The 23,313-nt window shown below is 69.3% G+C and carries 25 protein-coding genes and 1 tRNA gene; 15 read left to right on the forward strand and 11 right to left on the reverse strand.

Annotated elements, in window-relative coordinates; all coding sequences use genetic code 11:
- Window positions 1-51 precede the first annotated feature (51 nt).
- Window positions 52-462 (forward strand): DUF6157 family protein, encoded by a 411-nt coding sequence (locus ACZZZF_RS15585; RefSeq protein WP_447648029.1) that lies wholly within the window; start codon window positions 52-54, stop codon window positions 460-462.
- 2 nt (window positions 463-464) lie between these two features.
- On the opposite strand, the gene ACZZZF_RS15590 is transcribed toward ACZZZF_RS15585, so the two are convergent.
- Both ACZZZF_RS15590 and ACZZZF_RS15595 read right to left on the reverse strand, forming a co-directional pair.
- The gene (locus ACZZZF_RS15590; RefSeq protein WP_463499455.1) at window positions 465-2,138 is read right to left on the reverse strand and encodes an ABC-F family ATP-binding cassette domain-containing protein; all 1,674 of its coding nucleotides are present in this window, start codon (window positions 2,136-2,138) and stop codon (window positions 465-467) included.
- A 258-nt stretch (window positions 2,139-2,396) separates the two neighbouring features.
- On the reverse strand, window positions 2,397-3,053 hold the full coding sequence (locus tag ACZZZF_RS15595; RefSeq protein ID WP_463499457.1) for an alpha/beta hydrolase: 657 nt from the start codon (window positions 3,051-3,053) through the stop codon (window positions 2,397-2,399).
- Between the two features lie 113 nt (window positions 3,054-3,166).
- On the opposite strand from ACZZZF_RS15595, the gene ACZZZF_RS15600 reads away from it, so the two are divergent.
- The gene (locus tag ACZZZF_RS15600) at window positions 3,167-3,766 is read left to right on the forward strand and encodes a DUF4916 domain-containing protein (protein ID WP_053097566.1); all 600 of its coding nucleotides are present in this window, start codon (window positions 3,167-3,169) and stop codon (window positions 3,764-3,766) included.
- Window positions 3,767-3,790: 24 nt separating this feature from the next.
- Here ACZZZF_RS15600 and ACZZZF_RS15605 read toward each other — a convergent pair whose 3' ends face one another.
- The gene (locus ACZZZF_RS15605) at window positions 3,791-4,858 is read right to left on the reverse strand and encodes a threonine aldolase family protein (protein ID WP_463499459.1); all 1,068 of its coding nucleotides are present in this window, start codon (window positions 4,856-4,858) and stop codon (window positions 3,791-3,793) included.
- Window positions 4,859-4,950: 92 nt separating this feature from the next.
- On the opposite strand from ACZZZF_RS15605, the gene ACZZZF_RS15610 reads away from it, so the two are divergent.
- Window positions 4,951-6,483 (forward strand): MFS transporter, encoded by a 1,533-nt coding sequence (locus ACZZZF_RS15610; RefSeq protein ID WP_463499461.1) that lies wholly within the window; start codon window positions 4,951-4,953, stop codon window positions 6,481-6,483.
- A 51-nt stretch (window positions 6,484-6,534) separates the two neighbouring features.
- Here ACZZZF_RS15610 and ACZZZF_RS15615 read toward each other — a convergent pair whose 3' ends face one another.
- Together ACZZZF_RS15615 and ACZZZF_RS15620 are read right to left on the reverse strand one after the other, a co-directional pair.
- Window positions 6,535-7,176, reverse strand: coding sequence for an SDR family NAD(P)-dependent oxidoreductase (locus ACZZZF_RS15615; RefSeq protein ID WP_463499464.1), 642 nt, complete (start codon window positions 7,174-7,176; stop codon window positions 6,535-6,537).
- Between the two features lie 111 nt (window positions 7,177-7,287).
- Window positions 7,288-8,727, reverse strand: a complete 1,440-nt coding sequence (locus tag ACZZZF_RS15620) for a DUF6421 family protein (protein ID WP_463499466.1) — start codon at window positions 8,725-8,727, stop codon at window positions 7,288-7,290.
- Window positions 8,728-8,799: 72 nt separating this feature from the next.
- Between ACZZZF_RS15620 and ACZZZF_RS15625 the strand changes: the two genes are divergently transcribed.
- Window positions 8,800-9,264, forward strand: coding sequence for an Lrp/AsnC family transcriptional regulator (locus tag ACZZZF_RS15625; RefSeq protein ID WP_053097561.1), 465 nt, complete (start codon window positions 8,800-8,802; stop codon window positions 9,262-9,264).
- Window positions 9,265-9,280: 16 nt separating this feature from the next.
- Here the strand turns inward: ACZZZF_RS15625 and ACZZZF_RS15630 are convergent, their stop codons facing one another.
- Window positions 9,281-10,324: an ArsR/SmtB family transcription factor gene (locus ACZZZF_RS15630; RefSeq protein ID WP_463499469.1), complete on the reverse strand. Its 1,044-nt coding sequence runs from the start codon at window positions 10,322-10,324 to the stop codon at window positions 9,281-9,283.
- A 45-nt stretch (window positions 10,325-10,369) separates the two neighbouring features.
- Between ACZZZF_RS15630 and ACZZZF_RS15635 the strand changes: the two genes are divergently transcribed.
- The 4 genes from ACZZZF_RS15635 to ACZZZF_RS15650 are packed head-to-tail and all read left to right on the forward strand — an operon-like array spanning window position 10,370 to window position 12,770.
- Window positions 10,370-10,732, forward strand: coding sequence for a cupin domain-containing protein (locus ACZZZF_RS15635; protein ID WP_082586670.1), 363 nt, complete (start codon window positions 10,370-10,372; stop codon window positions 10,730-10,732).
- 23 nt (window positions 10,733-10,755) lie between these two features.
- On the forward strand, window positions 10,756-11,046 hold the full coding sequence (locus ACZZZF_RS15640) for a DUF4287 domain-containing protein (RefSeq protein ID WP_053097560.1): 291 nt from the start codon (window positions 10,756-10,758) through the stop codon (window positions 11,044-11,046).
- A gap of 56 nt (window positions 11,047-11,102) precedes the next feature.
- Entirely contained in the window at window positions 11,103-11,747 is a 645-nt protein-coding gene (locus ACZZZF_RS15645) for a dihydrofolate reductase family protein (RefSeq protein WP_072591709.1), read from the forward strand.
- Between the two features lie 45 nt (window positions 11,748-11,792).
- Window positions 11,793-12,770: a 1,4-dihydroxy-2-naphthoate polyprenyltransferase gene (locus ACZZZF_RS15650; RefSeq protein ID WP_053097558.1), complete on the forward strand. Its 978-nt coding sequence runs from the start codon at window positions 11,793-11,795 to the stop codon at window positions 12,768-12,770.
- A 30-nt stretch (window positions 12,771-12,800) separates the two neighbouring features.
- On the opposite strand, the gene ACZZZF_RS15655 is transcribed toward ACZZZF_RS15650, so the two are convergent.
- Together ACZZZF_RS15655 and ACZZZF_RS15660 are read right to left on the reverse strand one after the other, a co-directional pair.
- Window positions 12,801-13,085, reverse strand: a complete 285-nt coding sequence (locus ACZZZF_RS15655) for a DUF4229 domain-containing protein (RefSeq protein ID WP_053097557.1) — start codon at window positions 13,083-13,085, stop codon at window positions 12,801-12,803.
- Between the two features lie 37 nt (window positions 13,086-13,122).
- On the reverse strand, window positions 13,123-14,016 hold the full coding sequence (locus ACZZZF_RS15660; protein ID WP_056279657.1) for a hypothetical protein: 894 nt from the start codon (window positions 14,014-14,016) through the stop codon (window positions 13,123-13,125).
- A 153-nt stretch (window positions 14,017-14,169) separates the two neighbouring features.
- Here ACZZZF_RS15660 and ACZZZF_RS15665 point away from each other — a divergent pair, with 153 nt between their 5' ends.
- From ACZZZF_RS15665 to ACZZZF_RS15685, 5 genes are all read left to right on the forward strand, one after another.
- On the forward strand, window positions 14,170-15,150 hold the full coding sequence (locus ACZZZF_RS15665; protein ID WP_463499471.1) for a glycosyltransferase family 2 protein: 981 nt from the start codon (window positions 14,170-14,172) through the stop codon (window positions 15,148-15,150).
- Complete coding sequence (locus ACZZZF_RS15670) at window positions 15,147-16,505, forward strand: polysialyltransferase family glycosyltransferase (RefSeq protein ID WP_463499474.1); 1,359 nt, start codon at window positions 15,147-15,149, stop codon at window positions 16,503-16,505. The genes ACZZZF_RS15665 and ACZZZF_RS15670 overlap by 4 nt, the downstream gene beginning before the upstream one ends.
- Before the next feature lie 6 nt (window positions 16,506-16,511).
- Window positions 16,512-17,729 (forward strand): cytidylyltransferase domain-containing protein, encoded by a 1,218-nt coding sequence (locus ACZZZF_RS15675; protein WP_463499477.1) that lies wholly within the window; start codon window positions 16,512-16,514, stop codon window positions 17,727-17,729.
- Window positions 17,730-17,814: 85 nt separating this feature from the next.
- Window positions 17,815-18,687, forward strand: a complete 873-nt coding sequence (locus ACZZZF_RS15680; protein ID WP_056279662.1) for an N-acetylneuraminate synthase family protein — start codon at window positions 17,815-17,817, stop codon at window positions 18,685-18,687.
- Entirely contained in the window at window positions 18,684-20,075 is a 1,392-nt protein-coding gene (locus ACZZZF_RS15685) for a DUF6716 putative glycosyltransferase (RefSeq protein ID WP_463499479.1), read from the forward strand. Before ACZZZF_RS15680 ends, ACZZZF_RS15685 begins: the two co-directional genes overlap by 4 nt.
- Window positions 20,076-20,109: 34 nt before the next feature.
- On the opposite strand, the gene ACZZZF_RS15690 is transcribed toward ACZZZF_RS15685, so the two are convergent.
- Entirely contained in the window at window positions 20,110-21,045 is a 936-nt protein-coding gene (locus ACZZZF_RS15690) for a hypothetical protein (RefSeq protein ID WP_463499481.1), read from the reverse strand.
- A 136-nt stretch (window positions 21,046-21,181) separates the two neighbouring features.
- Here ACZZZF_RS15690 and ACZZZF_RS15695 point away from each other — a divergent pair.
- Window positions 21,182-21,257, forward strand: a tRNA-Met gene (locus ACZZZF_RS15695).
- Between the two features lie 55 nt (window positions 21,258-21,312).
- Here ACZZZF_RS15695 and ACZZZF_RS15700 read toward each other — a convergent pair.
- A complete protein-coding gene (locus ACZZZF_RS15700) occupies window positions 21,313-22,488 on the reverse strand; it encodes a tyrosine-type recombinase/integrase (RefSeq protein WP_463499483.1) in 1,176 nt (391 codons plus the stop codon).
- A complete protein-coding gene (locus tag ACZZZF_RS15705; protein WP_463499485.1) occupies window positions 22,488-23,045 on the reverse strand; it encodes a helix-turn-helix domain-containing protein in 558 nt (185 codons plus the stop codon). Before ACZZZF_RS15705 ends, ACZZZF_RS15700 begins: the two co-directional genes overlap by 1 nt.
- On the opposite strand from ACZZZF_RS15705, the gene ACZZZF_RS15710 reads away from it, so the two are divergent.
- Window positions 23,044-23,250: a helix-turn-helix transcriptional regulator gene (locus ACZZZF_RS15710; RefSeq protein ID WP_463499487.1), complete on the forward strand. Its 207-nt coding sequence runs from the start codon at window positions 23,044-23,046 to the stop codon at window positions 23,248-23,250. The genes ACZZZF_RS15705 and ACZZZF_RS15710 overlap by 2 nt on opposite strands.
- The last annotated feature ends 63 nt before the right edge of the window (window positions 23,251-23,313 follow it).

Here is a 23,313-nt window from a genome sequence, read left to right on the forward strand (position 1 = left end):
GCCACCGACATCGGGGTCGGCATTGTCCGAGGGTGAGGGCATGCTGTAGGCATGGCGACGCACACCACGAACTATGCGAGCACGTTCATCGAGGTCGCAGAAGACTGTCCCCTCGACCACGCCGAAGAGCCGCCGACGGGTGAGAGGCCCACGATCGCCGCACTGCACTATCGACTGATCGCGCAGGAGCCGTATGCGCGCACCTCCGACGACGTGATCTTCACCACGCATGCGCTGCGTGCCGGGATCGACCCCGACGACTCCGCCGCACGCGAGGCGTTCTTCTCGAAGGGGCAGCCCTGCCTGCGCTCATCACCGCTGGGAAAACGCTACGGGTGGGGGATCGCCCACGACGCCGAGGGGCGGGTCGCGCTCGTCCCTCGAGAATCCGAGGACTACACCCTGCTCGCCGCCGACCCCGCGATCGCCCATACCCGGGCGATGCGGAGCCGACGGGCGTGAGCTCACCTCGCGGTCAGTGAGCCGTCGACGTCGATCTCGAGCGTGAGTCCCAGGTCGAGACGCGCGAGGAACGCATCGTCATGACTCACGACCAGCACCGCCCCGCGGTATGCCCGGAGCGCCTCGACCAGCTGATCGACCGTGTCGATGTCGAGGTTGTTCGTCGGCTCGTCCAGCACCACGAGGTGGGGTGCGGGGTCCGAGAGCAGCAGTTTCGCCAGAGCCACGCGGAACCGCTCGCCGCCTGACAGAGCGGCGACAGGTCGCTCCGCGGTGGCCCCTCGGATGAGGAACCGTGCGAGGCGATTGCGCAGCTCCTTCTCGGGCACCTGCGGTGCGGCATCCGCGATGTTCTCGAATGCCGACCGGTTCTCGTCGAGCCCGTCGACGCGCTGCGGCAGGTAGCCGATCCGGTCGGTGAGAGCTGTCGCGACGAGGCGCGCTCCGGAGCTCCGGAGATCCGCGTCGTCACCTGACGGATCGGGCCGGTCCGCGTCGAGCGGCAGCGCTTCTCCGGAGTCGTGGCCGACGTCGGCCACGAGCCGTTCGAGCAGCGTGGTCTTTCCGGCGCCGTTGCGCCCGATCAGCGCGACCCGGTCGGGGCCCTGGATGATCCACGACCTCTCGCCGTCGCCGATCGTCGCGATGCGACGACTGCGTGACACCTGCGGATCCGGCAGCTCGATCTTCATCGACGCGTCGGACCTCAGGCGCCGCCCCGCCTCGTCGAGCGCGGTGCGGGCGGCATCCTCCTTCGCCCCGACCTCCGTGCGCAGCCTGCCCGCCGACACCTCGGCCGCCATCTTGCGCCCGTGGGCCACGATCTTCGGCACGCGCTTCTCGATCTCGGCCTTCTTGGCGGTGCGCGCTCGGTGGGCGAGCTTGACCTCGGCCTCGATGCGCTGGCGCTTCTCCTTGCGGAACTCCTGTTTCGCCGTCACCTCCGCCTGCCTCGCGGCATCCTGCTCGGCGTCCAACCAGGCGCGCCATTCGGAGTACGGCCCGCCGAACACGCTCAGCGTCTGGGCGTAGAGCTCGGCGGTGTCGTCCATCAGTTCGAGCAGCGACAGGTCGTGGCTGACAACGATGAGTGTGCCCTTCCACGAGCGGACCATCGCCGCGAGTCTCGCGCGGGCGTCGCGGTCGAGATTGTTGGTCGGTTCGTCGAGCAGGGTGATCGGCGCGCGCCGGAGACGGATGCCGGCGATCGCGACCAGCACGGCCTCACCACCCGACAGCTCGCCGACCCTCCGGTCGAGGAACTCGGGGGCGAGCCCGGCGTCTGCCAGGGACATCTCGGCGCGCGCTTCGATGTCCCACTCGTCGCCGACCGTGTCGAAGTGCACCTCATCGACGTCGCCCGCGCCGATCGCACGGACGGCATCGAGGGCGGGAGCCACTCCGAGAAGATCGGCGACCCGGCGGTCGACGTCGAGTGTGAGCTGCTGCGGCAGGTAGGCGACCTCGCCGGTGGTGGTGAGGTGCCCGGCCGTCGGGGTCAGCTCGCCCGCCATCAGCCGCAGCAGCGTGGACTTGCCGGCGCCGTTGCGACCGACGAGGCCGGTGCGACCGGAGCCGAATGATCCGGAGACCGAGTCGAGCGCTGACGTGCCGTCGGGCCAGGTGAAGGTGAGTCGATCGAGGGTGACCGATGAATGAAGAGTGGGGACTGACATGGTGTCTCCTGTCCGGTGCGAGGGTGCACTGACACCGGTCGCCCGATGGGCCCGTCTGAGCGGGTCGCTGTCGAAGGACAGCGGGCGGTGGTCTGCCGTGGAGTCGGCGATCGTCGGGTCAGCGCGCGGAAAGATGAGCGCGGAGGCGACGGATCAGATCAAAGGACTTCCAGACACGGCGGACAGGACTCAACGACGATACCCGGGCGTGTCGGAGTTTCGCAACCCCGGGCGTGTCGCGGCTGCGTGCGGGGGCGGTCACGCCTCGACGGCGCGCTCCAACCACTTCGTGAGGAACGCGCGCACGTCTCGGAGCTCCTCCTCCGAGATGCTGTGCGTGAGCCCGGTGTAGACGCGTCCGGACAACTCGGAGTGCGCCGCAAGCCACTCGGCGGTGTGCGCGACCAGCGCCTGGGGGATCACCTGGTCGTTCGTGCCTCGGCCCCAGAAGACGTGCGGTCGCGCCTCGGTCAGCGCATCGTCGCCCGGCAGCTCGCCGGGCGCGGCGTAACCGCTGAGGGCCACCACGGTGTCGATGCTCCCGGGCGCGAGTCGCATGGCCTGCAGGGCGACGGCGGCACCCTGCGAGAACCCGAGAAGGGCCACGGCAGGGGCGTCGGCCCTGACATCGTCGAGCCAGCGCAGGAACGCCTCTGCCGCGACGGTGACGGATGCCGAGCTGCGGCCGTCGAGACCCTCGATGGCGTACCACGAGCGCCCGGGCATCGGCCACGGGGGAGCGAGCGGGGCGGCGACGGACGCGACCACGATGCCGTCCGGCAGGTAGGGGACGAGACCGAACAGGTCGTGCTCGTCGGCGCCGTATCCGTGCAGCAGCACCAGCAGCGGCATCCCCGCGCGATCTTCCGTCGACCAGCGCGTGAGGAGCCCGTCGATCATCAGTTCTTCGCTCACGGTCCCATCCTGCCAGCGCCGTCCGACACCCGCAGGAGACGATCATCGGATCGTATGCCGGTCGTGGCCTCAAGTCGGTGTTCGCCGGAGGGCGCTGCTGGTAGAAAGGAGACATGGCCGTCCGCACACCTGATCCCGACCCCGAGCCCGACGACGGCATGGAGGGCTTCGGCGCCGCACAGCCCTCGCGTGACTCCAACCCGGGGTGGTTGAGCGACTTCGAGCTGGCGGAGGCGAGACGCCATCTGCCCATGCTCTACGTCGAGGCGATCCCGGTGAGGACCGATGGCTCCGGGCAGGTGACCGAGATCGGCATCCTGCTGCGTTCGACGCCCATGGGCGAGATGACGCGCACCATCGTCTCGGGGCGAGTGCGGTTCGGCGAGACGATCCGCGATGCGCTGTTCCGCCATGTCGAGAACGATCTGGGCCCGATGGCGTTCCCGCTGCTGCCGCCGCAGCCGCTGCCCTTCACGGTCGCCGAGTACTTCCCGATCCCGGGGGTCAGCGCCTACCACGATGACCGTCAGCATGCCGTCTCGCTCGCGTTCGTGGTGCCGGTCACCGGCACGTGCGAGCCGCGCCAGGATGCACTCGAGGTCACCTGGTTCTCGCCCGAGGCCGCGGCATCGGACGCCGTCGCCGCCGAGATGGAGGGCGGGCGAGGCACCCTCATCCGCCTGGCGCTCGCGAACCTCGGTCTGCTGCGCTAGCCGCTCCGCTCAGTTCCGCTCAGCTCAGCGTGTCGTGAGGCGCGCGAGCTCTGCGACGAACTCGTCGACGTCGGACTCCTCGGTGTCGAAGCCGCACATCCACCGCACCTCGTTGCGCGCGGCATCCCAGTCGTAGAAGCGGAACTTCTCGCGCAGCTGGTCGGCGATGCCATCGGGCAGCTGCGCGAACACGCCGTTCGCCTGGGTCGGCTGCGTGAACGAGACGCCGGTGATCTCGCCGGCCGCGATGCCGGCCTCGATCGCCCCGCGCAGCCGCTGCGCCATGGCGTTCGCGTGCTGGGCGTTGCGCAGCCACAGGTCTCCTTCGAGCAGCGCGATGAGCTGGGCGGAGACGAAGCGCATCTTCGACGAGAGCTGCATGTTGAACTTGCGGGAGTACTGCAGTCCGTTCGATGCCTCGGGGTTCAGCACCACGATGGCCTCGCCGAGCATGGCGCCGTTCTTCGTGCCGCCGAAGCTGAGCACGTCGACGCCGGCGTCGCGGGTGAACGCGCGCAGCGGCACGTCGAGGGCTGCGGCCGCGTTCGAGATGCGCGCGCCGTCGAGGTGCAGGGTCATGCCGCGTTCGTGCGCGTGATCGGCGAGAGCCCGGATCTCGTCGACGGAGTAGAGGGTGCCGAGCTCGGTCGACTGCGTGATCGAGACCACGAGCGGCTGCGCGCGGTGCTCGTCGCCCCAGCCCCAGGCCTCGCGGTCGACGAGCTCGGGCGTGAGCTTGCCGTCCTCGGTCGGCACGGCGAGGATCTTGAATCCGCCGATCTTCTCGGGCGCTCCGCCCTCGTCGACGTTGATGTGCGCGGAGGATGCCGCGATGACGGCTCCCCAGCGGGGCAGCATCGACTGCAGGCCGGTGACGTTCGCACCCGTGCCGTTGAACACCGGGAACGCCTGGATGCCCTCGCCGAAGTGGGCGCGGAACACCTCCTGCAGACGTGCGGTGTAGGCGTCCTCGCCGTACGCGACCTGGTGGCCGCCGTTCGCCGCTGCGATGGCCGCGAGGACCTCGGGGTGGACGCCGGAATAGTTGTCGCTGGCGAAGCCCCGGACCGCGGGGTCATGCTGAATAGTCACCGCACAAGCCTACGGGCGGATGCCGAGCCCGGCGTCCCCCGGCCGGCATACCGCTCTAGCGAATGTCCGAGGCCCCGCCTACCCTCTAATTCATGGAGCGCAGCGCTGCGAAGACCGCCTTCGCGAACGTCCTCGTCAACACGCTCATCGCGAACGTGACGACGAGCTTTCTGTGGTTCGCGCTGACCTTCTGGGTCTACATCGAGACGCAGTCCGTGCTCGCGACCGGCGTCATCGGCGGCGCGTACATGCTGTTCATCGCCTTCTTCGCGATGATCTTCGGCACCATCGTCGACCGCAATCGCAAACACACGGTGATGCTGCTCTCGAGCGTCATCTCGGCGGTCGCCTTCCTGATCGCCGGCGTTCTCTACGTCTGGCAGTCGGAGGCGGCGCTGCTCGACCTCGGCGGTCCGTGGTTCTGGCTGTTCTCGGCGATCATCCTGTTCGGCGGGGTGATCGAGCAGCTCCGCAACATCGCGCTCTCGACGACCGTCACGCTGCTCGTCCCCGAAGATCGACGGGCCAATGCCAACGGCCTGGTCGGCACGGTGCAGGGTCTGGCCTTCCTCGTGACCAGCGTCTTCTCCGGGTTGTCTATCGGCTTCCTGGGCATGGGGTGGACGCTCGCGATCGCGATCGGCGCGATGGTGCTGACCTTCGTGCACCTGCTCTTCATCCGCATCCCCGAGGGGGCGCCGCAGCCAGACCCCGATGCGAAGAGCGCCCTCGACTTCCGCGGCAGTGTCGCGGCGATCCGGCTGGCCCCCGGACTGTTCGCGCTGATAATCTTCTCGACGTTCAACAACCTCATCGGCGGCGTGTACATGGCGCTGATGGATCCGTACGGTCTCACGCTCTTCGACGCGCAGATGTGGGGCTTCGCGCTGGCGTTCGCGTCGACCGGGTTCCTGATCGGCGGTGGGCTCGTGGCGAAGTTCGGCCTCGGGGCGAAACCCATGCGCACCCTGCTGCTCGTCGTGATCGCGATGGGCATCCTGGGGTCGGTGTTCATGTTGCGCGAATGGTGGCCGCTCTACGTCGTCGGCATGTGGATCTACATGGCCCTCGTGCCGCCCGTCGAGGCGGCCGAGCAGACCATCATCCAGAAGGTCGTCCGCTATGACAGGCAGGGGCGTGTGTTCGGCGTCGCCGCGGCGATGGAGGCCGCAGCCGCTCCGATCACGGCATTCCTCATCGCGCCGATCGCGGAGTTCCTGATCATCCCGTACATGAGGACGCCCGAGGGGCAGCAGCAGTGGGAATGGCTGCTGGGTGAGGGTGAGGCTCGGGGCATCGCCCTGATCTGCCTGTTCGCGGGCATCATCATGGTGATCGCCGCGACGCTGGCCTTCTTCACGAAGTCGTATCGCAAGCTCACCGAGCTCTACGCGAACGCGCCGGAGCAGAATCCCGGCGACGGCGAACCCGACGGCGACGGCGCACCGGACGACGCAGGCGAGAACACGGGCGGCGGCACGGGCACCGGCGCCGAGTGGAACGCGGACGCGGTGGCCGAGGGCCGAGCGGATTCCGCGGAGGACCGCAGCGTCGATGCGCGCGTCGCGGATGCTCCGCCGCCCCTCCGAGGGCTCCCTCCTGAGGTGCCGGAGGCGCGCCGCTAGCGGAACGGCGTCACCAGCCGAACGCGTCGGCAGCGGAACGGGCTGCGGCGTTCAGTCGAGCGTGATGATCCGGTCGTTGAGATCGGCGGCGTCCGCATCCCACAGCGCGAGCACCTGCGGCGCGAGCGAGTCCGGGTCCAGTGCCTTGGCGCGGAAGACGACCGATGCCGCGCGCAGGGGCTCGACGGCATCCCGCGCTGCCTTCGCGAAGCCCTGCGCCACCGCGCGCGTCCACGCCTCGCTCGCGGCCTTGACGGCGGCGTAGTTCGCGCCTCCCGCCAGAGGGCGACCGACCGCTGTCGACGAGACGATCGCGAAACGTCCGGCGTCAGAGGCGCGCAGCAGGGAGTCGAAGGCGCGGCTGGTGGCGCGCACCGCATCGAACGCGGGCATAAGCGCGTGCAGGTCGTCGTCGGTCTGCCCGGCGAGGCCCCCTCCGCCGCGCCAGCCGCCGACCAGCGGGATCACGGCGTCGATCGCCTGCAGGCGGGAAGCGAGTTCCGTCATCGACGCCAGCGAGGTCGCGTCGGCCACCTCGACCTGTGCGCCGAGTGCGTCGAGCGCGTGCAGCCGTTCTGAGGATCGACCGGTGGCGACGACGCGCGCGCCGGCGTCGACGAGTGCTCGCGCCAGGGCGAGGCCAGACGGGCTGGTGGCTCCGGCGAGGAGGATCGTGCGGTCGCTGACGCTCATGTGCTCAACTCTCGTGAAGAAACAGTTCTGCGGCCACCCCGGGCAGGAATGGCCGCAGACGCTGCGTCCGGTCGCACCACACGATCGGACCCCAGAAATGCGCGATTCGAGTCAGTCGTCGGTGCCCCGGATGCCGACGGTCGACTCGATGACCGCCTTCATCTTCTTGTCGAGGGTCTCGAAGAACATCGACAGCGGGAACTCGTCGTCCATCACGGCATCCGTGTAACCCTTCGGCGCGCCGGCGAGGATCTCGTCCGACAAACCGCGGGCCCACTGCGATGCCGGGTGCGGCGTGAGCGTGCCGCGCACGAGGTCGTACGCGGCGAGCCAGTGCGCGACCTTCGGGCGGTCGATCGAGTGCCAGTACAGGTCGTCGATCGCGTCGCCCAGAGCCACGACGGCATCCGGCACGTTGTCCCAGTCGAAGGTGAGCGCCGTGTCGGTCCAGTGCAGCACGCCGCGCTGGTGCAGCCAGGCGAACAGCAGCTGTCCGCCGACGGCGTCGTAGTTGCGCGTGCGGGTGCCGGTGATCGAGAAGCGGAAGATCCGGTCGAAGATCACCGCGTACTGCACGAGGTGCGCGTAGTCGTGCATCTCCTGCTCGGTCTCGGTGAGCTCCTCACCCGCGGCGATGCGGGCCGCGAGGGTGCGCTCGATGTTCACCGACTCGCGGAACGCCGTCATGTCGCAGCGCATCTCCTCGAGCGAGTAGAGGAAGAACGGCATCCGCTGCTTGATCATGAACGGGTCGAAGGGCAGGTCGCCGCGCATGTGGGTGCGGTCGTGGATGATGTCCCACATGACGAAGGTCTTCTCAGCCACCTGCTGATCGTCGAGCATCGCGCTCGCGCGTTCAGGCAGGTCGAGGTTGGTGATCGCGGCAGCGGCGCGGGTGACCCGGCGGTAGCGTGCGGCCTCGCGGTCCTGGAAGATCGCGCCCCATGTGAACGAGGGGATCTCGCGCATCGCGACGGTCTCGGGGAACAGCACGGCCGAGTTGGTGTCGTAGCCGGGCGTGAAGTCGACCAGACGCAGCGAGACGAACAGCTTGTTGCCGTAGTCGCCGGCCTCGAGGGCGGCGATGAACTCGGGCCAGATCGTCTCGACGATCAGCGCCTCGACGAGTCGGTCGCTCGATCCGTTCTGCGTGTACATCGGGAAGACGACCAGGTGGCGGATGCCGTCGACGCGGTGCTGCTGCGGCTGGAACGCCAGGAGCGAGTCGAGGAAGTCCGGCACGCCGAAGCCCTCCGAGACCCAGCGGTCGAAGTCGACGACGGAGGCCGCGAGGTACTCTGCGTCGTGCGGGAAGGCGGGAGCGAGTGCGCGGATGCCGGCGGTGATCGCGGCGACGAGGTCGCGCGCCGTGGCGTGGTGCGCGGCATCCGGGATCGATCCGTCCTTGATCTGCATCTCGCGGATCGCGATCGCGGCGTCCTTGAGCTGAGCCCAGGCGACGCTCTGCTCGGCGATCGATGCGTCCTCGACGACCTCGGGTTCGCCGACGATGGCCTGAACAGCGGTGCTGTGGGCAGAAATGATGGACATCGGGACCTCCGATCGGAGAGTTTGACGGAAAGATTCCGGCATATACGGAATCCTGACGATAATATTACATCTATGGATGACTCTGTCGACCGCGCGATCCTGGCCGAGATCTCACGAGACGGCCGTGCGACACTGTCCCAGTTGTCCGATGCTGTCGGCCTCTCCGTGTCGGCCGTGCAGTCACGTCTGCGTCGCCTCGAGACGCGCGGGATCATCACCGGCTACCGCGCGATCCTCGACCCCGAACTCGTCGGCACGCCCCTGTCCGCCTTCATCGAGATCACGCCGCTCGACCCGGCGCAGCCCGACAACGCCCCCGAGCTTCTCGAACACCTCGACGCGATCGAGGCGTGCCACTCGATCGCGGGAGACGCCAGCTACATGCTGTTCGTGCGGGTCGCCTCGCCCCGCGCGCTGGAAGAGCTCGTGCGCGACATCCGGCTGGCCGCGAACGTGAGCACCCGCACCACGGTCGTGCTGCAGACCTACTACGAGCACCGGCCGATCATCTCGGTCGCGCCGGACGCATCCGCATAGCGCGGACGCGCGGTGCTCATAGGGCGGCGCCGACCATCGCCTCGCCGAGGGGCGTGCGCAGATGCAGCATCCTCGCGCCGTCGCGCTCGCTCGAGATCAGTCCCGCATCGCGCAGCACGGTGAGGTGGTGGGATGCGGTCGACACCGCGATTCCCGCGTCCTGAGCGACCTGCGAGGTCGTGCGGGACGTGCCGGATCCGAGGAGGATGCCGGCGCGAGCGGGGCCGAGGAGGGCGCCCAGCGCCCCGGAGATCTCGGCGGCGTCCCTCGACCAGCCGGCGGTCACCCCGCGCGCCGGGTAGAACAGCGTGGGTTGCGCCGGCGGCTCGGTGAGCACCATGCACCCCCATGTCGACATCACCGACGGAACGAGCACCAGCCCGCTTCCGTGGCAGTCGACGACCTCGCTGTGGCGTCGCAGCGAGACGCGCACGGCCCCGTCGCCCCAGGTCACCTTCGGGTGGAGACCCCCGGCCATCTCTCTGATCCCCGACGTGGCGATCACGCGCGATCGGACCGCGATGTCGGCTCGCAGCAGCCGATCCAGCTGCGGCCAGACCGGCGCCAGTGCGGCATCCCACATCTCCGACCAGGCGTCTGCGATCATCGCCCGCGCTCGTTCGGGCTGCTGCTGCATGTCGCGCAGCGCGCGTCGGCGAGCGCCGGTCGAGCGGATGACCATCTTGCCGAGGTCGACGCGCAGCGGATCGAGGGGTGCGCTGCGCAGCGCCGACAGCTCGGTCTCCGGTGTCATGTCCCATGCGGGGGCGGTCGTGAAGAAGTCGGGAAGATAGCCGTCATCGCCGACGACGACGGCGAGCAGGCGGAAGCTCTCGCGAGGCAGCCGATCGCGCACGGCGCGCAGCCATCCCCACTGCAGGGGATGCTGGGCCGGCCGCAGCAGCACGCGCACGGCGTGGGCGAGCTCATGCCCGGGGGATATGCCGAATCGCACCGCCTGGATGTCTCCGGGGCTCAGAAGGAACTCCACGCGGTGGTCGGGATGCTCGACGCCCTCGCGTGGCGTGCCGGCACCTGCGACGACAGAGTTTCGATCCACATCGAAACTCTAGCTCGTTCATCACGGCCTGTCGAGACTGGGCTCATGAACACCACGTCATCTGCTCTCGCAGCCGTCGCCGCAGCGGACATCCGCATCGGAACCGGGAACAGCCGACGCTTCGTCGGCGCGGATCACGGTGCGGCCATCTCCTACTTCTACGTCGAGAATCAGCCCGGCGACGGGCCCGGGCTGCACTGGCATCCCTACCCCGAGACGTGGGTGGTGCTCGAAGGCACGGCGCGCATCACGGTGGGCGCGGACACGATCGTCGCCTCCGCCGGTGACACGGCAACGGGCCCGGCCTTCGTGCCACACTCCTTCACGAACATCGGTCGCGGAACGCTGCGCCTCATCGGCATCCATGCGTCCGCCACGATCATCCAGACCTTCCTCTCCGAGGACTGACCAACGACACACCAGGAGCACCCATGTCCTTCCAGGCATACCTCGACAAGGTCGAGACGCAGACCGGCCTCACCCCGCGGCAGTTCATCGAACTGGCGAAGGAGCAGGGCTTCGACGAGACGACCAAGTCCACCGTCGTCCTCAACTGGCTCAAGCAGGACTACGGCCTCGGGCACGGGCATGCCCAGGCGATGGTCCACGTGATCCTCAAGGGGCCGAAGATCAGCGACAAGCACGTCGGCAAGGGCGGCGCGCACGGCGATGCGTCCGACACGCTCTGGCTCGACGGCAAGGACACCAACCCCGACGGCTGATCCCGCCCGCCCACCGCACGACCGAGAACACCCAGAACACCGCACCGAGGAGCCACATGGCAGTCCGCGTCGATCTCAACGTCTCTCTCGACGGATTCGCGACGACCACCGACCAATCACCCGAGAATCCGTTCGGCGAGGACTGGTCGCGTCTGGTCGCGGCGTACACCGCGACGCGGACGTTCCGCAGCCGCGTGCTCGGCGACACGTCGGGTGCCGGCACGACCGGCGTCGACGAGAGATACGCCCAGGAGTACTTCGAGGGCGTCGGCGCCGAGATCATGGGTGCCGGGATGTTCGGTCTGCACCAGAACCCCGATGACACCGAGTGGCGCGGATGGTGGGGCGACGAGCCGCCGTTCGAGGTGCCGGTCTTCGTGCTCACGCATGCACGGCGCGAGCCGATCGAGTTCGCCAACGGGACCGTCTTCCACTTCCTCGAGACGACCCCGGAGGAGGCGCTCGCCCGGGCTGCAGCGGTGGCCGGCGACCGGGACGTGCGCGTCGGCGGCGGCATCGACGTCGTGCGGCAGTTCCTGCGCAGGGGCCTGGTCGACCGGCTGCACCTTGCGGTCAACCCGCTCGTGATCGGCAGCGGGCAGCGCATCTGGGACGGACTGCGCGGCATCGAGAACGACTACGAGCTGCGTTCCGAGGTGGCCGAGAGCGGTGTCATCCATCTGAACTTCCGCCGAGACTGAGGCGCAGAGGGGGCGTCCATCGGCGCCCCCAGTAGGATTCCCTGCGTGGCAGCATCCTCGAAGCGCAAGAAGAATCAGCCCCGTGTGAGCGGCAATCCCGCGAAGCGGGCGAGCGGCAATCCGGCGACCCAGACCGCCATCGACGCCGGGCCCGTCACAGTCCGCGACTGGATCGGCGCCGCACGGCTGCGCACTCTGCCGCTCGCCGTCGCCCCCGTCGTCATCGGCACCGGCGCCGCACGCAGCACCGGTCCGGAGTTCCACTGGGTGATCGCGCTCGCGTGCCTCGCGGTCGCCGTGCTGCTGCAGGTCGGCGTCAACTTCGCGAACGACTACAGCGACGGCATCCGGGGCACCGATGCCGTGCGCGTCGGCCCGGCCCGCCTGACGGCATCCGGTCGGGTGAAGCCCCGCACCGTGCTCGTCGCCGCGTTGGTCTTCTTCGCACTCGCTGCGGCGGTCGGCGTCGCGATCGTGGTCCGCACCGAGCAGTGGTGGATGCTGGCCATCGGCGCCGCGTGCATCATCGCCGCGTGGTTCTACACCGGCGGCAAGAGGCCCTACGGGTACAACGCTCTCGGCGAGGTGTTCGTCTTCATCTTCTTCGGCCTCGTCGCGACGCTCGGCACGACGTGGGTGCAGGCGTTCGAACTGCCCCAGCAGGCGTGGCTCGGGGCGATCGCGGCGGGCCTCTTCGCCTGCGCCGTGCTCCTCGCCAACAACCTGCGCGACATCGATCAGGATCGCCTGGTCGGCAAGCGCACGCTGACGGTGCTGATCGGCAAGCGCGCGACCCAGGTGCTCTTCACGCTGTTCGTGATCGTGCCCTTCGGCATCCTCGCGTTCATCGCGCTGCTGTACCCGATCGCGTGGATCGGGCTGCTCGCGCTGCTCGCCGGGCTCCCGGCCATCCTGATCGTCTGGACCTATCGTCAGGCGAAGGAGCTCGTCACGGCCCTGGCGCTGACATCGCTGACCGCACTCCTCTATGCCGGTGCGTTCTTCTGGGCCCTCGCCGGCTGAGCCGCCGATCGAACCGGCTGGCGCTGTGCGTCAGGCCCTCTCGGCGCCGTCGATCGCGTCGTCCTCGACGTCGGCGTCCTTCTGCGCGGCGGAGCTCTTGCCTTCGCGGCGCTCGACGATCCGGGCCGAGGCGTCGGTGAGCGGCCGGCGCAGGAACAGCATCGAGATGCTCACGCCGATGAGCGCGGCGAAGATCGCGGCGAGCCACCAGTACTCGCGGAAGATCGGGAAGAAGAACCACATGATCGCCAGCGGCACGAGGAAGGCCAGCAGACGCAGCACGGTGTAGACGAGGAAAGGTGCACGGTTCTTCACCTGCCCAGTCTACGTTCGCGACCTGAGGGGTCAGCTGTCAGCCGTCGATGCCCAGCGTCCGGAACGGGATGCCGCGAACGACGCGCTTCCACGGGTGCTCGCCGAGCGACCACAGCAGCTTCTCGTCGAGGTCGAGCGCGAGGTCCTCGCAGCCGACGGGCAGCGGCACCCGGTCGCGTGCCAGCGAATCGCGGTTCCCCGTCCACAGGACGCCGGGTCGCATGTGATCCGACTGCGAGACGAAGTGCCGGTCACCCCAGCGGACGGCGCCCTGCATGTGCGTGATGCCTGGCGAGAAACGGCTGATCTCGCGGAACTCGTCGCCATCGCCGTCCGGCACGGAGAACTCGCCGATGCGTCCCTCGTCGTCGCGGGTGTACTCGCCGATGAGCACCCTCCGCAGGGGCACTCCCTCGTCGTCGTAGACGCGGCCGAGGTACGAGCAGCGGAGGTCGAGCGGGTGCACGCGGGTGCGCACCGCGACGAGCGCGGTGGCCCGCAGACCGCGTCCCCGCGCGCCGGCGAGGCGTCGCGCCTCCGGGCCGCGGACGCGCCGGATGTCGGCGAGGTCGAACTCCCAGATGCCACGGCCGGTGGCTGCGACGAACAGGCGGTCGTCGAACCACGCGAGTCCGCCGGCGTGGATCCGGGCGGGCTGGAGCTCGCCGTCCTCGTCGATCGCGAGCAGCACGTCGAGATGTCGGGAGCGCTCGAGGTCGACGAACGCGACCCGCGATGCCAGGTGGTGTCCGTCGAGCTGCTGCCGGAACCAGCTCACGGCGAGAGTCCGACGCCCCTGCCACAGGCCCAGGTCGATGCCCTGCGGGTACCAGCGGCGGGTCCAGGTGCGGGCGCTCAGCCACCGCAGGTCGACCGTGCTGCGGCGCTTCTGCCGCACCGGGCGCCACGTCGTTCCGAACGGCCAGAGCATGCTCCCATCGTCGCCGATCCCCGGGCGCGGTGCGAATCCGGCATCGCCACGCCGGGGTCGACCGAGATCACGTCACCGCGCGTTCACCCGCAGGCCGCCGACCGGCAAGGAGCGCCTGAGAGCATTCCGACACCGTCGACCCGGGGGAGTTCTGTGCGCACACCGCTCGTGACCGTCATCCTGCCCGCCAAGGACGCAGGCGCCTACATCGGCACGACGCTCGAGACGCTGACACGGCAGTTCGACGATCCCGCCGCGCTCAAGCTGGTGGCGATCGACGACGGCTCCCGTGATGACACCGGCATGCTCATGCGACGTTACGCCGAGCGCTTCCCGCACGCCGAGGTCATCGTCAACGCCCGGCCGAAGGGGCTCGCGAGCGCCCGCAATCAGGGGCTCGAGCGGGTCGACGGCGACGCGTTCTGCTTTCTCGACGGCGACGACTGGATGCAGCCGGGGCGGCTCTCGGTGCTGGTGCGCCGACTGCATGAGCTGCGCTGCGACATGCTCCGCACCGATCACGTCACCGTGAAGGACGGCGTGCGCACCCTCGTGCCGGCGCCTCACCCGTGGCGCGAGGCGGTCGGCTCTCCGCGCGACGCGATCCTGCCCGAGAACGAGCCGACCATGGTCGACTATCCGTTCGCGTGGGCCGGCATCCTGCACCGTCGCCTGATCGACGAGGGACTCGCGGGGTTCACACCCGGCCTGTTCACCGCCGAGGATCGTCCGTGGATCTGGCGTCTGCATCTGCGGGCCCGGTCGTTCGCGGTGGTCGACGCTCCTGCCCTGCTCTACCGCCGGGGGGTGTCGACATCGCTCACCCAGGTGCGCGACCGCCGCCAACTGGACTTCGTGCGGGCGATGGGCGAGGTGCTCGACATCGTCGAGGCGGATGCCGAGGCCGACCGCTTCCTCCCGAAGGCGGTGTGGAGCGTGATGGCCCTCTCGTCCCGGCACCTGGTGCGATCGAGGCGGATGACGCCGTCGCTGCGCGCCGAGATGCGCGCGGGCCTCCGCGGGCTGCTGGCCCGCCTGCCCCAGAGTGAGACGACGGCCGTGCTGTCGCGCCTCGACGGGCCGCGTCGCCGCGTGCTCGCCCCGCTGCTGCGTGCGGTCGGACGTGCGGCATGACTCAGCTCTTCGCGGTGCACAGCGCCTATGGGCTCGCGACCGTCGCCGCCGCGCTCGACGGCGGGCTGCTCGGCGAGCACGGCGAGCGCGTGCTCGTGCCGTTCGTGTCCTCGCGGGTGCCCGAGACGTCCGTGGGCATCGTCGCCGACCCGGCGCTCGCGAGCCTCCGCGACCGGTTCGACCGGATCGAGGATCTCGACGCGCTGCTCGGTCCGCTCCATCCGAGCTCCTGGAAGCCGGATGCCGGCGACCTGCCGCTGCTGCGGCGACTGCTGACGAAGGCATGGGGGATCGACCCCGGCGACCTCGAACTGCTCGTGCAGAGCCCGCAGGTCGCCCCGGCGCGCGTCCTGATGCAGATCTTCCCTCATGCGCGTCTCACGATCATCGGCGACGGGCTCATGACGTACTCGCCGATGCGGGTGCGGATGCCGCACACGATCACCGCTCGGATCGGCCGCGTCGTGCACGTCGACGTGGTGCCGGGGGTCACACCGCTGGTGGGTTCGCCCGTCGCGACGCCGGTGCCGGTCTCACCCGATCTGTTCCGGGCGGTGCTCGCCGAGACCGCCGAGGCGGTCGACGACACGGCGGAGCTCGACAGCGCGCTCGACGGAGAGCCGACAGTGCTCGTCCTCGGCCAGTACCTGTCTGCCCTCGGCCTGGTCGGCGAGCGCGAGGAGATCGCGCTGCAGAAGGAGATGATCGATCGTGCGGCCGGCCGGCGACCGCAGCACATCGTCTTCAAGCCGCACCCGTCGGCGCCGCCTCGGCTCAGCGACGCACTGCGCGACCGAGCAGCGGTCCACGACATCGACTTCCGCGAGTACCGCGGCGCGCTCGCCGCAGAGGCGCTGGCCGAGCGGGTCGATGCCAGGGCCGTGATCGCCGGGTTCTCGACGGCGCTGCCGACCGTCCAGGCCCTGTTCGGTCGAGAGATCGAGGCGGTGGGCACCGACACCGTGCTCGCACGTCTGACCCCGTACGAGAACAGCAACCGGGTGCCTGCGACGATCGTGGACGCGCTGACCAGGCCGGACTCCCCGTATCGCGATCCGGCGCGCATGCAGCTCCTGATCGACGCGGTCGGCTACGTCATGCAGCCCGTCGTCGCCGCACACCTCCGCGATCGTGCCGAGCAGCTGCTCTCCGGCATCCGCCCGTCCGATCGCGATCGCTACTTCGCGCCCGAGAGGCTGATCGAACTGCGGTTGCCCGGGGCGCCGCGCGAGACGGCGATCCGTCGCGTGCTGCGCCCGGTGGGCGGCATCGGTCGAGTCGAGCAGGTGCGGCTCACCGTGCTCGCCGCGCGGCGCAGACTCTCGCGTGCCTGGCGCGTGCTCAGAGGGCGATGACGGACGATGACGGGCGATGACGGCGAGGGGACGAGCGGCATGATCGACGAGCAGCAGCAGCAGAGGACGGATGTCGGCAGGGTCGTCGCCATCATCCCGGCACGTGGCGGGTCGAAGGGCGTGCCGCGCAAGAACCTGCGCCGTGTGGGCGGTGTGCCTCTCATCGAACGCGCCGTGCGCACGGCGCTGGAGGCCGAGGGCATCGACCTCGTGGTGGTGTCGACCGACGACGACGAGATCGCGGCGGTGAGCGAGGCGGCCGGGGCGCGAGTCGTGCGGCGTCCGACCGCGATCTCCGGCGACACGGCGTCGTCGGAGTCGGCCATCCTGCATGCTCTCGACGAGCTCGCCGCCGGGGGAGACCGGGCTGACGTGGTGGCCTTCCTGCAGGCGACATCGCCGTTCATCCCGCGCGAGGCCCTGTCTCGTGCCGTGCGCGAGGTGAGCGAGCGTCGGGCGGACAGCGTGTTCGCGGCCCATGAGACCTACGGATTCCTCTGGGCACGCAGCGCGGATGCCGACGCAGCCGTCGCACTCAACCACGACGCCGCGCGTCGCCCGCGTCGCCAGGATCGCGAGCCGCACTACCTCGAGACGGGCGCGTTCTACGTCTTCCGCGCTGAGGGCTTCCGTGAGGCGGAGCACCGCTTCTTCGGCCGCATCCGCATCGCCGAGGTGCCCGAATGGACGGCGATCGAGATCGACGACGAGCAGCAGCTCCGCATCGCCCGAGCGCTCGCCGCCCTTCACGAGAGCCCGGACCGGGTGCCGGTGCGAGCGATCGTGACCGACTTCGACGGCGTGCACACCGACGACACGGCGACGGTCGACGCCGACGGCATCGAACGGGTGCGGGTGAGCCGGGAAGACGGCATGGGGGTGTCGCTGCTGCGGCGGGCCGGCATCCCGATGCTGATCCTCTCCACCGAGGTCAACGCGGTGGTGCGGGCTCGGGCCGACAAGCTGCGCGTTCCGGTGCTGCACGGCATCGACGACAAGGAGTCCGCGCTGCGCGGGTGGGCAGAGGAGGTCGGCATCGCGCTGGCCGACATCGCGTACCTGGGCAACGACGTGAACGACCTGCCGGCGCTGCGCATCGTCGGCTGGCCGGTGGCGGTGGCCGACGCGCATCCGCTGGTGCTCGAGGCCGCCAGGGTCGTGCTGACGCGCCGGGGCGGCCACGGCGCCGTCCGCGAGCTGATCGAACGGGTGTTGCCCGCCTGACCGGTGCCGGTAACCCTCCTGTCGTTCGGCGTTCACCCCCGGCGCGTACTCAGGAGAGAAGGCCATTTCGACGACCGGAGGAACCATGACTGTCAGCATCGGCTCACGCGTGATCGGCGGCGGTCACCCCGCCTATGTCATCGCGGAGATCGGCCTCAACCACAACGGCGACGTCGACCTCGCCAAGCGCCTGATCGACGTCGCGGCGAAGGCGGGAGCCGACGCCGTGAAGTTCCAGAAGCGCACCCCCGAGATCTCCACCCCCGAGCACATGCGCGATGTTCCGCGCGAGACGCCATGGGGCACCATGAGCTACCTCGACTACCGCCGCCGCGTCGAGTTCGGCCGTGACGAGTACATCGCGATCGGCGATCACGCCACGATGCTCGGGCTCGACTGGTTCGCGTCGCCGTGGGACGTGCCGAGCGTCGCCTTCCTCGAAGACCTCAACGTCGTGGCGCACAAGGTCGCCTCCGCGAGCCTGACCGACACCGAGCTGCTCGTCGCGCTGCGCGAGACCGGCAAGCCCGTCATCCTCTCCACCGGCATGTCGACGATCGAGCAGATCGATCGCGCCCTCACGACCCTCGGCACCGACCGGGTGGTGCTGATGCACGCCACCTCGACGTATCCGCTCGAGCCCGAAGAGGCCAACCTGCGCGCGATCGCCACCCTGCGCGACCGCTACCCCGGTGTTCCGGTCGGATACTCGGGCCACGAGCGGGGGCTGCAGATCTCGCTCGCCGCCGTCGCGATCGGAGCGGTGGCCGTCGAACGCCACATCACGCTCGACCGCACGATGTGGGGCTCCGACCATGCGGCATCCCTCGAACCCACCGGACTCGAGCACCTCGTGCGCGACATCCGCGTGATCGAGATGGCCCTGGGCGACGGCGTCAAGCGCGTGTTCGACAGTGAGCGGGCGCCGATGGCCAAGCTGCGCCGCATCCCGGCATGAGCGGATCCGGTTCGCTGCGGGTCGTCGCGATCGCCGACGCCGACTCGTTCGTGAAATGGTCGGCGTCGCTGCTCGGCAGCGTGCCCGGCATCCGTCCGCACCTGCTGCTCGTGCAGACGCCGCTGACCGCCAGCCTCGACCAGCAGCGGAGTGCGCTGGCGGGCACGGGGATGCTGTCCGACGATGTGACCCGCCTGTCCTTCGCGCGCGTGAGCGCCTGGCTCGAGGGGCAGCGTCCTGACGTCGTGCTGCTCGCTGGCCGCGGCCCGTTCGTGCGCTTGTTGGGCCGGGTCGTCGACGGGCTCACCGTGCGACCGGTCGTCGTCGCCGGACTGCCGGGCATGGCCGTTCCCGCACAGCGCGGTGCCCTCGAGTACCGGCGTCACGCAGATCTGCTCGTCGTGCACTCGCATCGGGAGGAGCGCGCGTTCGCCGAGCTGGGTCGCCGGATCGGCGTGCAGGTGCCGACAGCGCTCGCGACCCTGCCGTTCGCGAGATCCCGATCGCGGATGGTGGCGGCTGATCGGGCACGGGTGATCGCGGCCGAGTCCGGAGGATCGACCGGAACCCTCGTCGCCGAGAGGCCGGCCGAGCCCCGGGCGGTGCGGATGCCGGCGACCGACATCGTGTTCGCGGCCCAGGCCCTCGTGCCCACCGACCGGGAGGAGCGGGCCGAGATCGCGGCCACCCTCGTGCGCGCGGCCGCAGCGGACCCGAACCGCCGTGTGGTGGTCAAGCTGCGGTCGCGGCCCGGTGAGTCGGAGACGCATCTCGAACGCGACGCGTACCTCGATCTGCTCCCTGCGAGGCGTCCGGGGAACCTCGTCGTCTCGTACGGATCCATGGCACAGGCGCTGTCGACGGCGGCCGGACTCGTCACGGTCAGCTCCACCGCGGCGGTCGAGGCGGTGGCGCAGGGGGTGCCCGTGATCGCCCTCGACTCGTTCGGAGTGAGCAAGAGCCTGTTGAACACGGTGTTCGTCGGCAGCGGTCTGCTGGGCGGGCGCAGTGAGGTCGTGGCCGGGCGCTTCCGGCATCCGCACCCCGTCTGGCTGCGTGACAACTACTTCCACCCCTCGGCCGAATCGACCTGGTGGGAGCACGTCGAACAGCTCGTCGCGCTGCGCCGCGCCGGGGGACTCCCGGCGAAGCGCGTGCCGGCGGCCCGCGGTGGCGCGATGCACGAGGCGTGGCATCGCGCGAGTGTGCTCGGGGCGAACGACCGCACACTCCGCGGAACCGCGGCGCTCGCCGTCGGCGTGCCCGCCACGGCGCTGCTCGGCGCTCTGCGGCGGGGTCGATCGTCGGTGGGCAGCGGCACCTGGGCCGACGCGTCGACCGATTTCACGCTCGAGCCGAACCCCTTCCACGACTCGATCCGGCGCTGAGGGCGCTGCCGACCCCTCACACGGCTGAGTGCCCTCACGCGGCGGACGGTCGAGGCGCGGAGATCGACGGCGGGTTCGGGTCGTTCCACCGCTGGAAGGTCTGCACCCACCAGAACGTGGCGAACAGGATCAGCGCGACGGCCTCGCCGATCAGCACGACCGGAGTCTCACCGAAGGCCTGACGGAAGAGCAGAGCCACCACCAGCAGCACGAGGTCGGCGATCATCAGCCCCGAGATCCACCGATAGATCGTGCGCTGTCGGGGCGTGGGCGGCGTCTCGTCCGGGTCGAGCGGCCCTCCCGCGTAGAGGATCGGGACGGCTGCGAACACTCCGAAGAACAACAGGGTCGCTGCGAAGTGGATGCTGTTGACCGGCCAGAAGTTGAACGGGAAGTGCTCGTTGACCGCCGGAGCGAATGCGAGCGCCACGACCACGACCGCGGTCACGAGCGCGATGATCGAGACGAGCATCGCCGAGCGATTCGGGGTGCGGGTGCGGCGACGGATCAGCGCCATCGTGACCACGACCGCCACGACCACCACGGCGTAGACGGCGATTCCCGCTTTCGCGCTTGCGACGGCGTCGACGGGGATGCACTCCTGCGCCGTCGGGCACGGCATCCGGTCGACCGCGCGCGGATCGGCGATGCCCACGGGGACGATCGCGATGAGCGGCGCGAACACCGCGCACACGTCGAGCAGGGTCGTCGCGCGACTGCGTCCCGAGAGCGCGAGCAGGGCCACGGATGCCGCGATCAGCGTGCCGACGAAGATGTCGCGGACCGGTGTGTAGAAGGCGTGGCTGATCGAGGGCAGCGGGTTCCAGCCGAAGATCAGGGGTGTCCACGACACGACGACGCTCTGCAGCACGACAGAGAAGATCAGCGCGACGACGATGAGAACCAGCGCCAGACGCAGGTAGCGATGCGTCTTCTGTCCGGTCGTGACGAGGGCGTCTGCGGCTGCCATGATCGTGACGGTACACCGCCGGGCCGACGCCGACGTGTGACGCCCCGCGACGGCCCTTGTCATGCGCGGACTCACTCTGTCAATCCCCGCAACGTTCCTGGTCTTCCCGGTCGGGGCCGGGTAGCGTCATTCCCATCGCGGCGATCCGGGCGGTCCCGGGCCTCAGCTCATACCTGATGGCGTTGCGGGTTCGACTCCCGCCGTCGCGTCCAACTCAGAAGCCCCGCCAGCCTTGGAATATCAGGGTTTACGGGGCTTCTTCGCGTCCTAGGGTGCGCTCCGTGACAACGAAACAGCAACACTCGACGATGCGCGAGCCTGATCGAGAGCATCCGAAACGGCCTCCAGGTCGTCGTCGAAAAGGTCGGCGTAGACGTCGAGGGTCATCGCGGCGGACTTGTGTCCAAGCATCCGCTGCACGGCTTTGACGTTCGCGCCGGCCGAGATCGCGAGTGACGCCGCGGTGTGCCGCAGGTCGTGGATGGTCATGCGGGGGAGTCCTGCTGTCTCGAGCGCGGTGATGAACCAGGAACGGGATCCTGCGCTCGTGCGTGGTCGTGGAACGTGCACGAGTCCGTCGCCGAACAGGAGTGCGTCACGGCTCTTGCCCTCGCATTCGCGGGCGACTGGCAACGCGAGGAACCGCGGGAACGAAACGCTTCGCCGCTCGTGCGTCTTCGGCGTCCCGACGTGGATGGTCGCTCCGACCTTCACGGCATTCTCCTGGACGCTCAGCCGCCGCTTCAGTGCGTCCACGTCCCGGACGCGCAATCCGGTGAGCTCGCCCCACCGGAGGCCCGTGTACGCCGCCGTGAGGATCAGCGTCGCGTTCTCGCCGGATGCCTCGGCGAGCGCGCCCACCTGCTCATGAGACAGATACACGTGGGGCTTGGACACCTTGCGGGGGAGGTTGTCGAGGCCGCGGGCAGCGTTCTGTGTCACCCGGCGATCGCGGAGCGCGACGTCGAGGATCGCCGCAAGCACGCCGTGCGCCCGCAGGACGACCGTCGCGCTCTTCGGCTTCGACGCCAAGCCCGCAGTTCTCGCAGACTCGCGGCGCGCGCTCGGAGCTGTGCCGTCAGACAGCTGCCGCACCCACTCCCGCACTGCAGAGTGCTGCACCGCGGAGACGGGCGTCTCCCCCCATCTCGGGGCAACATAGACCCGCCAGGCATCCGACACGGCCCGGAAGGTGGAGGGCTTCAGGCTCGCCTCCTTGTCGCGCAGCCATGCCTCGCCGAGCGCTCCAATGGTCACTCTCGCTGTCGAGGGGTTCACGTACTCGCCGCGCCCCTTCGACACCTCGACCTCGGCGAGCCGCAGTTCAGCATTCCGCTTCGTCGTGAAGCCGCGCTCAGTGGTCTGCGAGTGATCGGGGCGCCGGTACGCGATCCGATAGAGCCGCTTCCCGGCCTTCGTCGTGTAGGAGTGGACGCTGCCCATCAGGGCCGCTTGCGGTTCGGGAAGTCAGCACCCTCCGGCTCCTCGGCGATCTTCCGGCGATCGACCCGATACCAGGCGTCCCAGTCGTCGTCGTTGGCGCCCTCGAACGCGTCTGCATCCGCGAGAGGAGCGACGCCGTCGACCCAGTCGGTGACCCGGTCGGATGTCGTCCAGTTGAAACCGGTCATCTTGACGGCTGTCTCTCCCACCGGGAACGCCGGGGGAACGAGGAGGTCGAGTGGGCTGACTTTCAGCACTCGCGAAAAGACGAGGAGGTCGTCAACGTCGATTCGACGCTGACGGTTCTCGATCTGGCTCAGGGTCGCTTTGGACATCTTCCTGCCGTGGAACGACATGAGGTCCGCGACGTCCTCGAGTCGCATGCGACGAATGCCACGGATGCGGCGGATGTTCGCGGCGACTGTTTCGCCAGTCTCGCCAATCGGAATCGAGGAAGTTGCCATGATCTTGACTCTAGAGCAGATCATATGATTTGATCTAGCCAGTTCGGATAATCCGAACTCAAGTACAGTTTTTCCGAACAGGAGACGATTCATGGAAGCCGCGGAGACCTACCTCAGCCCGGAGCAGGCGTGCTTGCTGATCCCGGGCATGTCGAAGAGCAACCTGGCGCAACTGCGCTTCACCGGCAAGGGGCCAAAGTTCCTCAAGCCGACGCCGCGAACCGTCGTTTACCGGCGTCGCGACATCATCGAGTGGCTCGAGGCGTCCGAGCGCACCAGCACGGCGCAGGCAGTCTGACGATGGAGGACAAGAAGAACGCCCCCGGCGCCTGGCAGGGCGACGAGGGCAATGACACAACCG

This window comes from Microbacterium sp. AC215, from assembly GCF_979258645.1.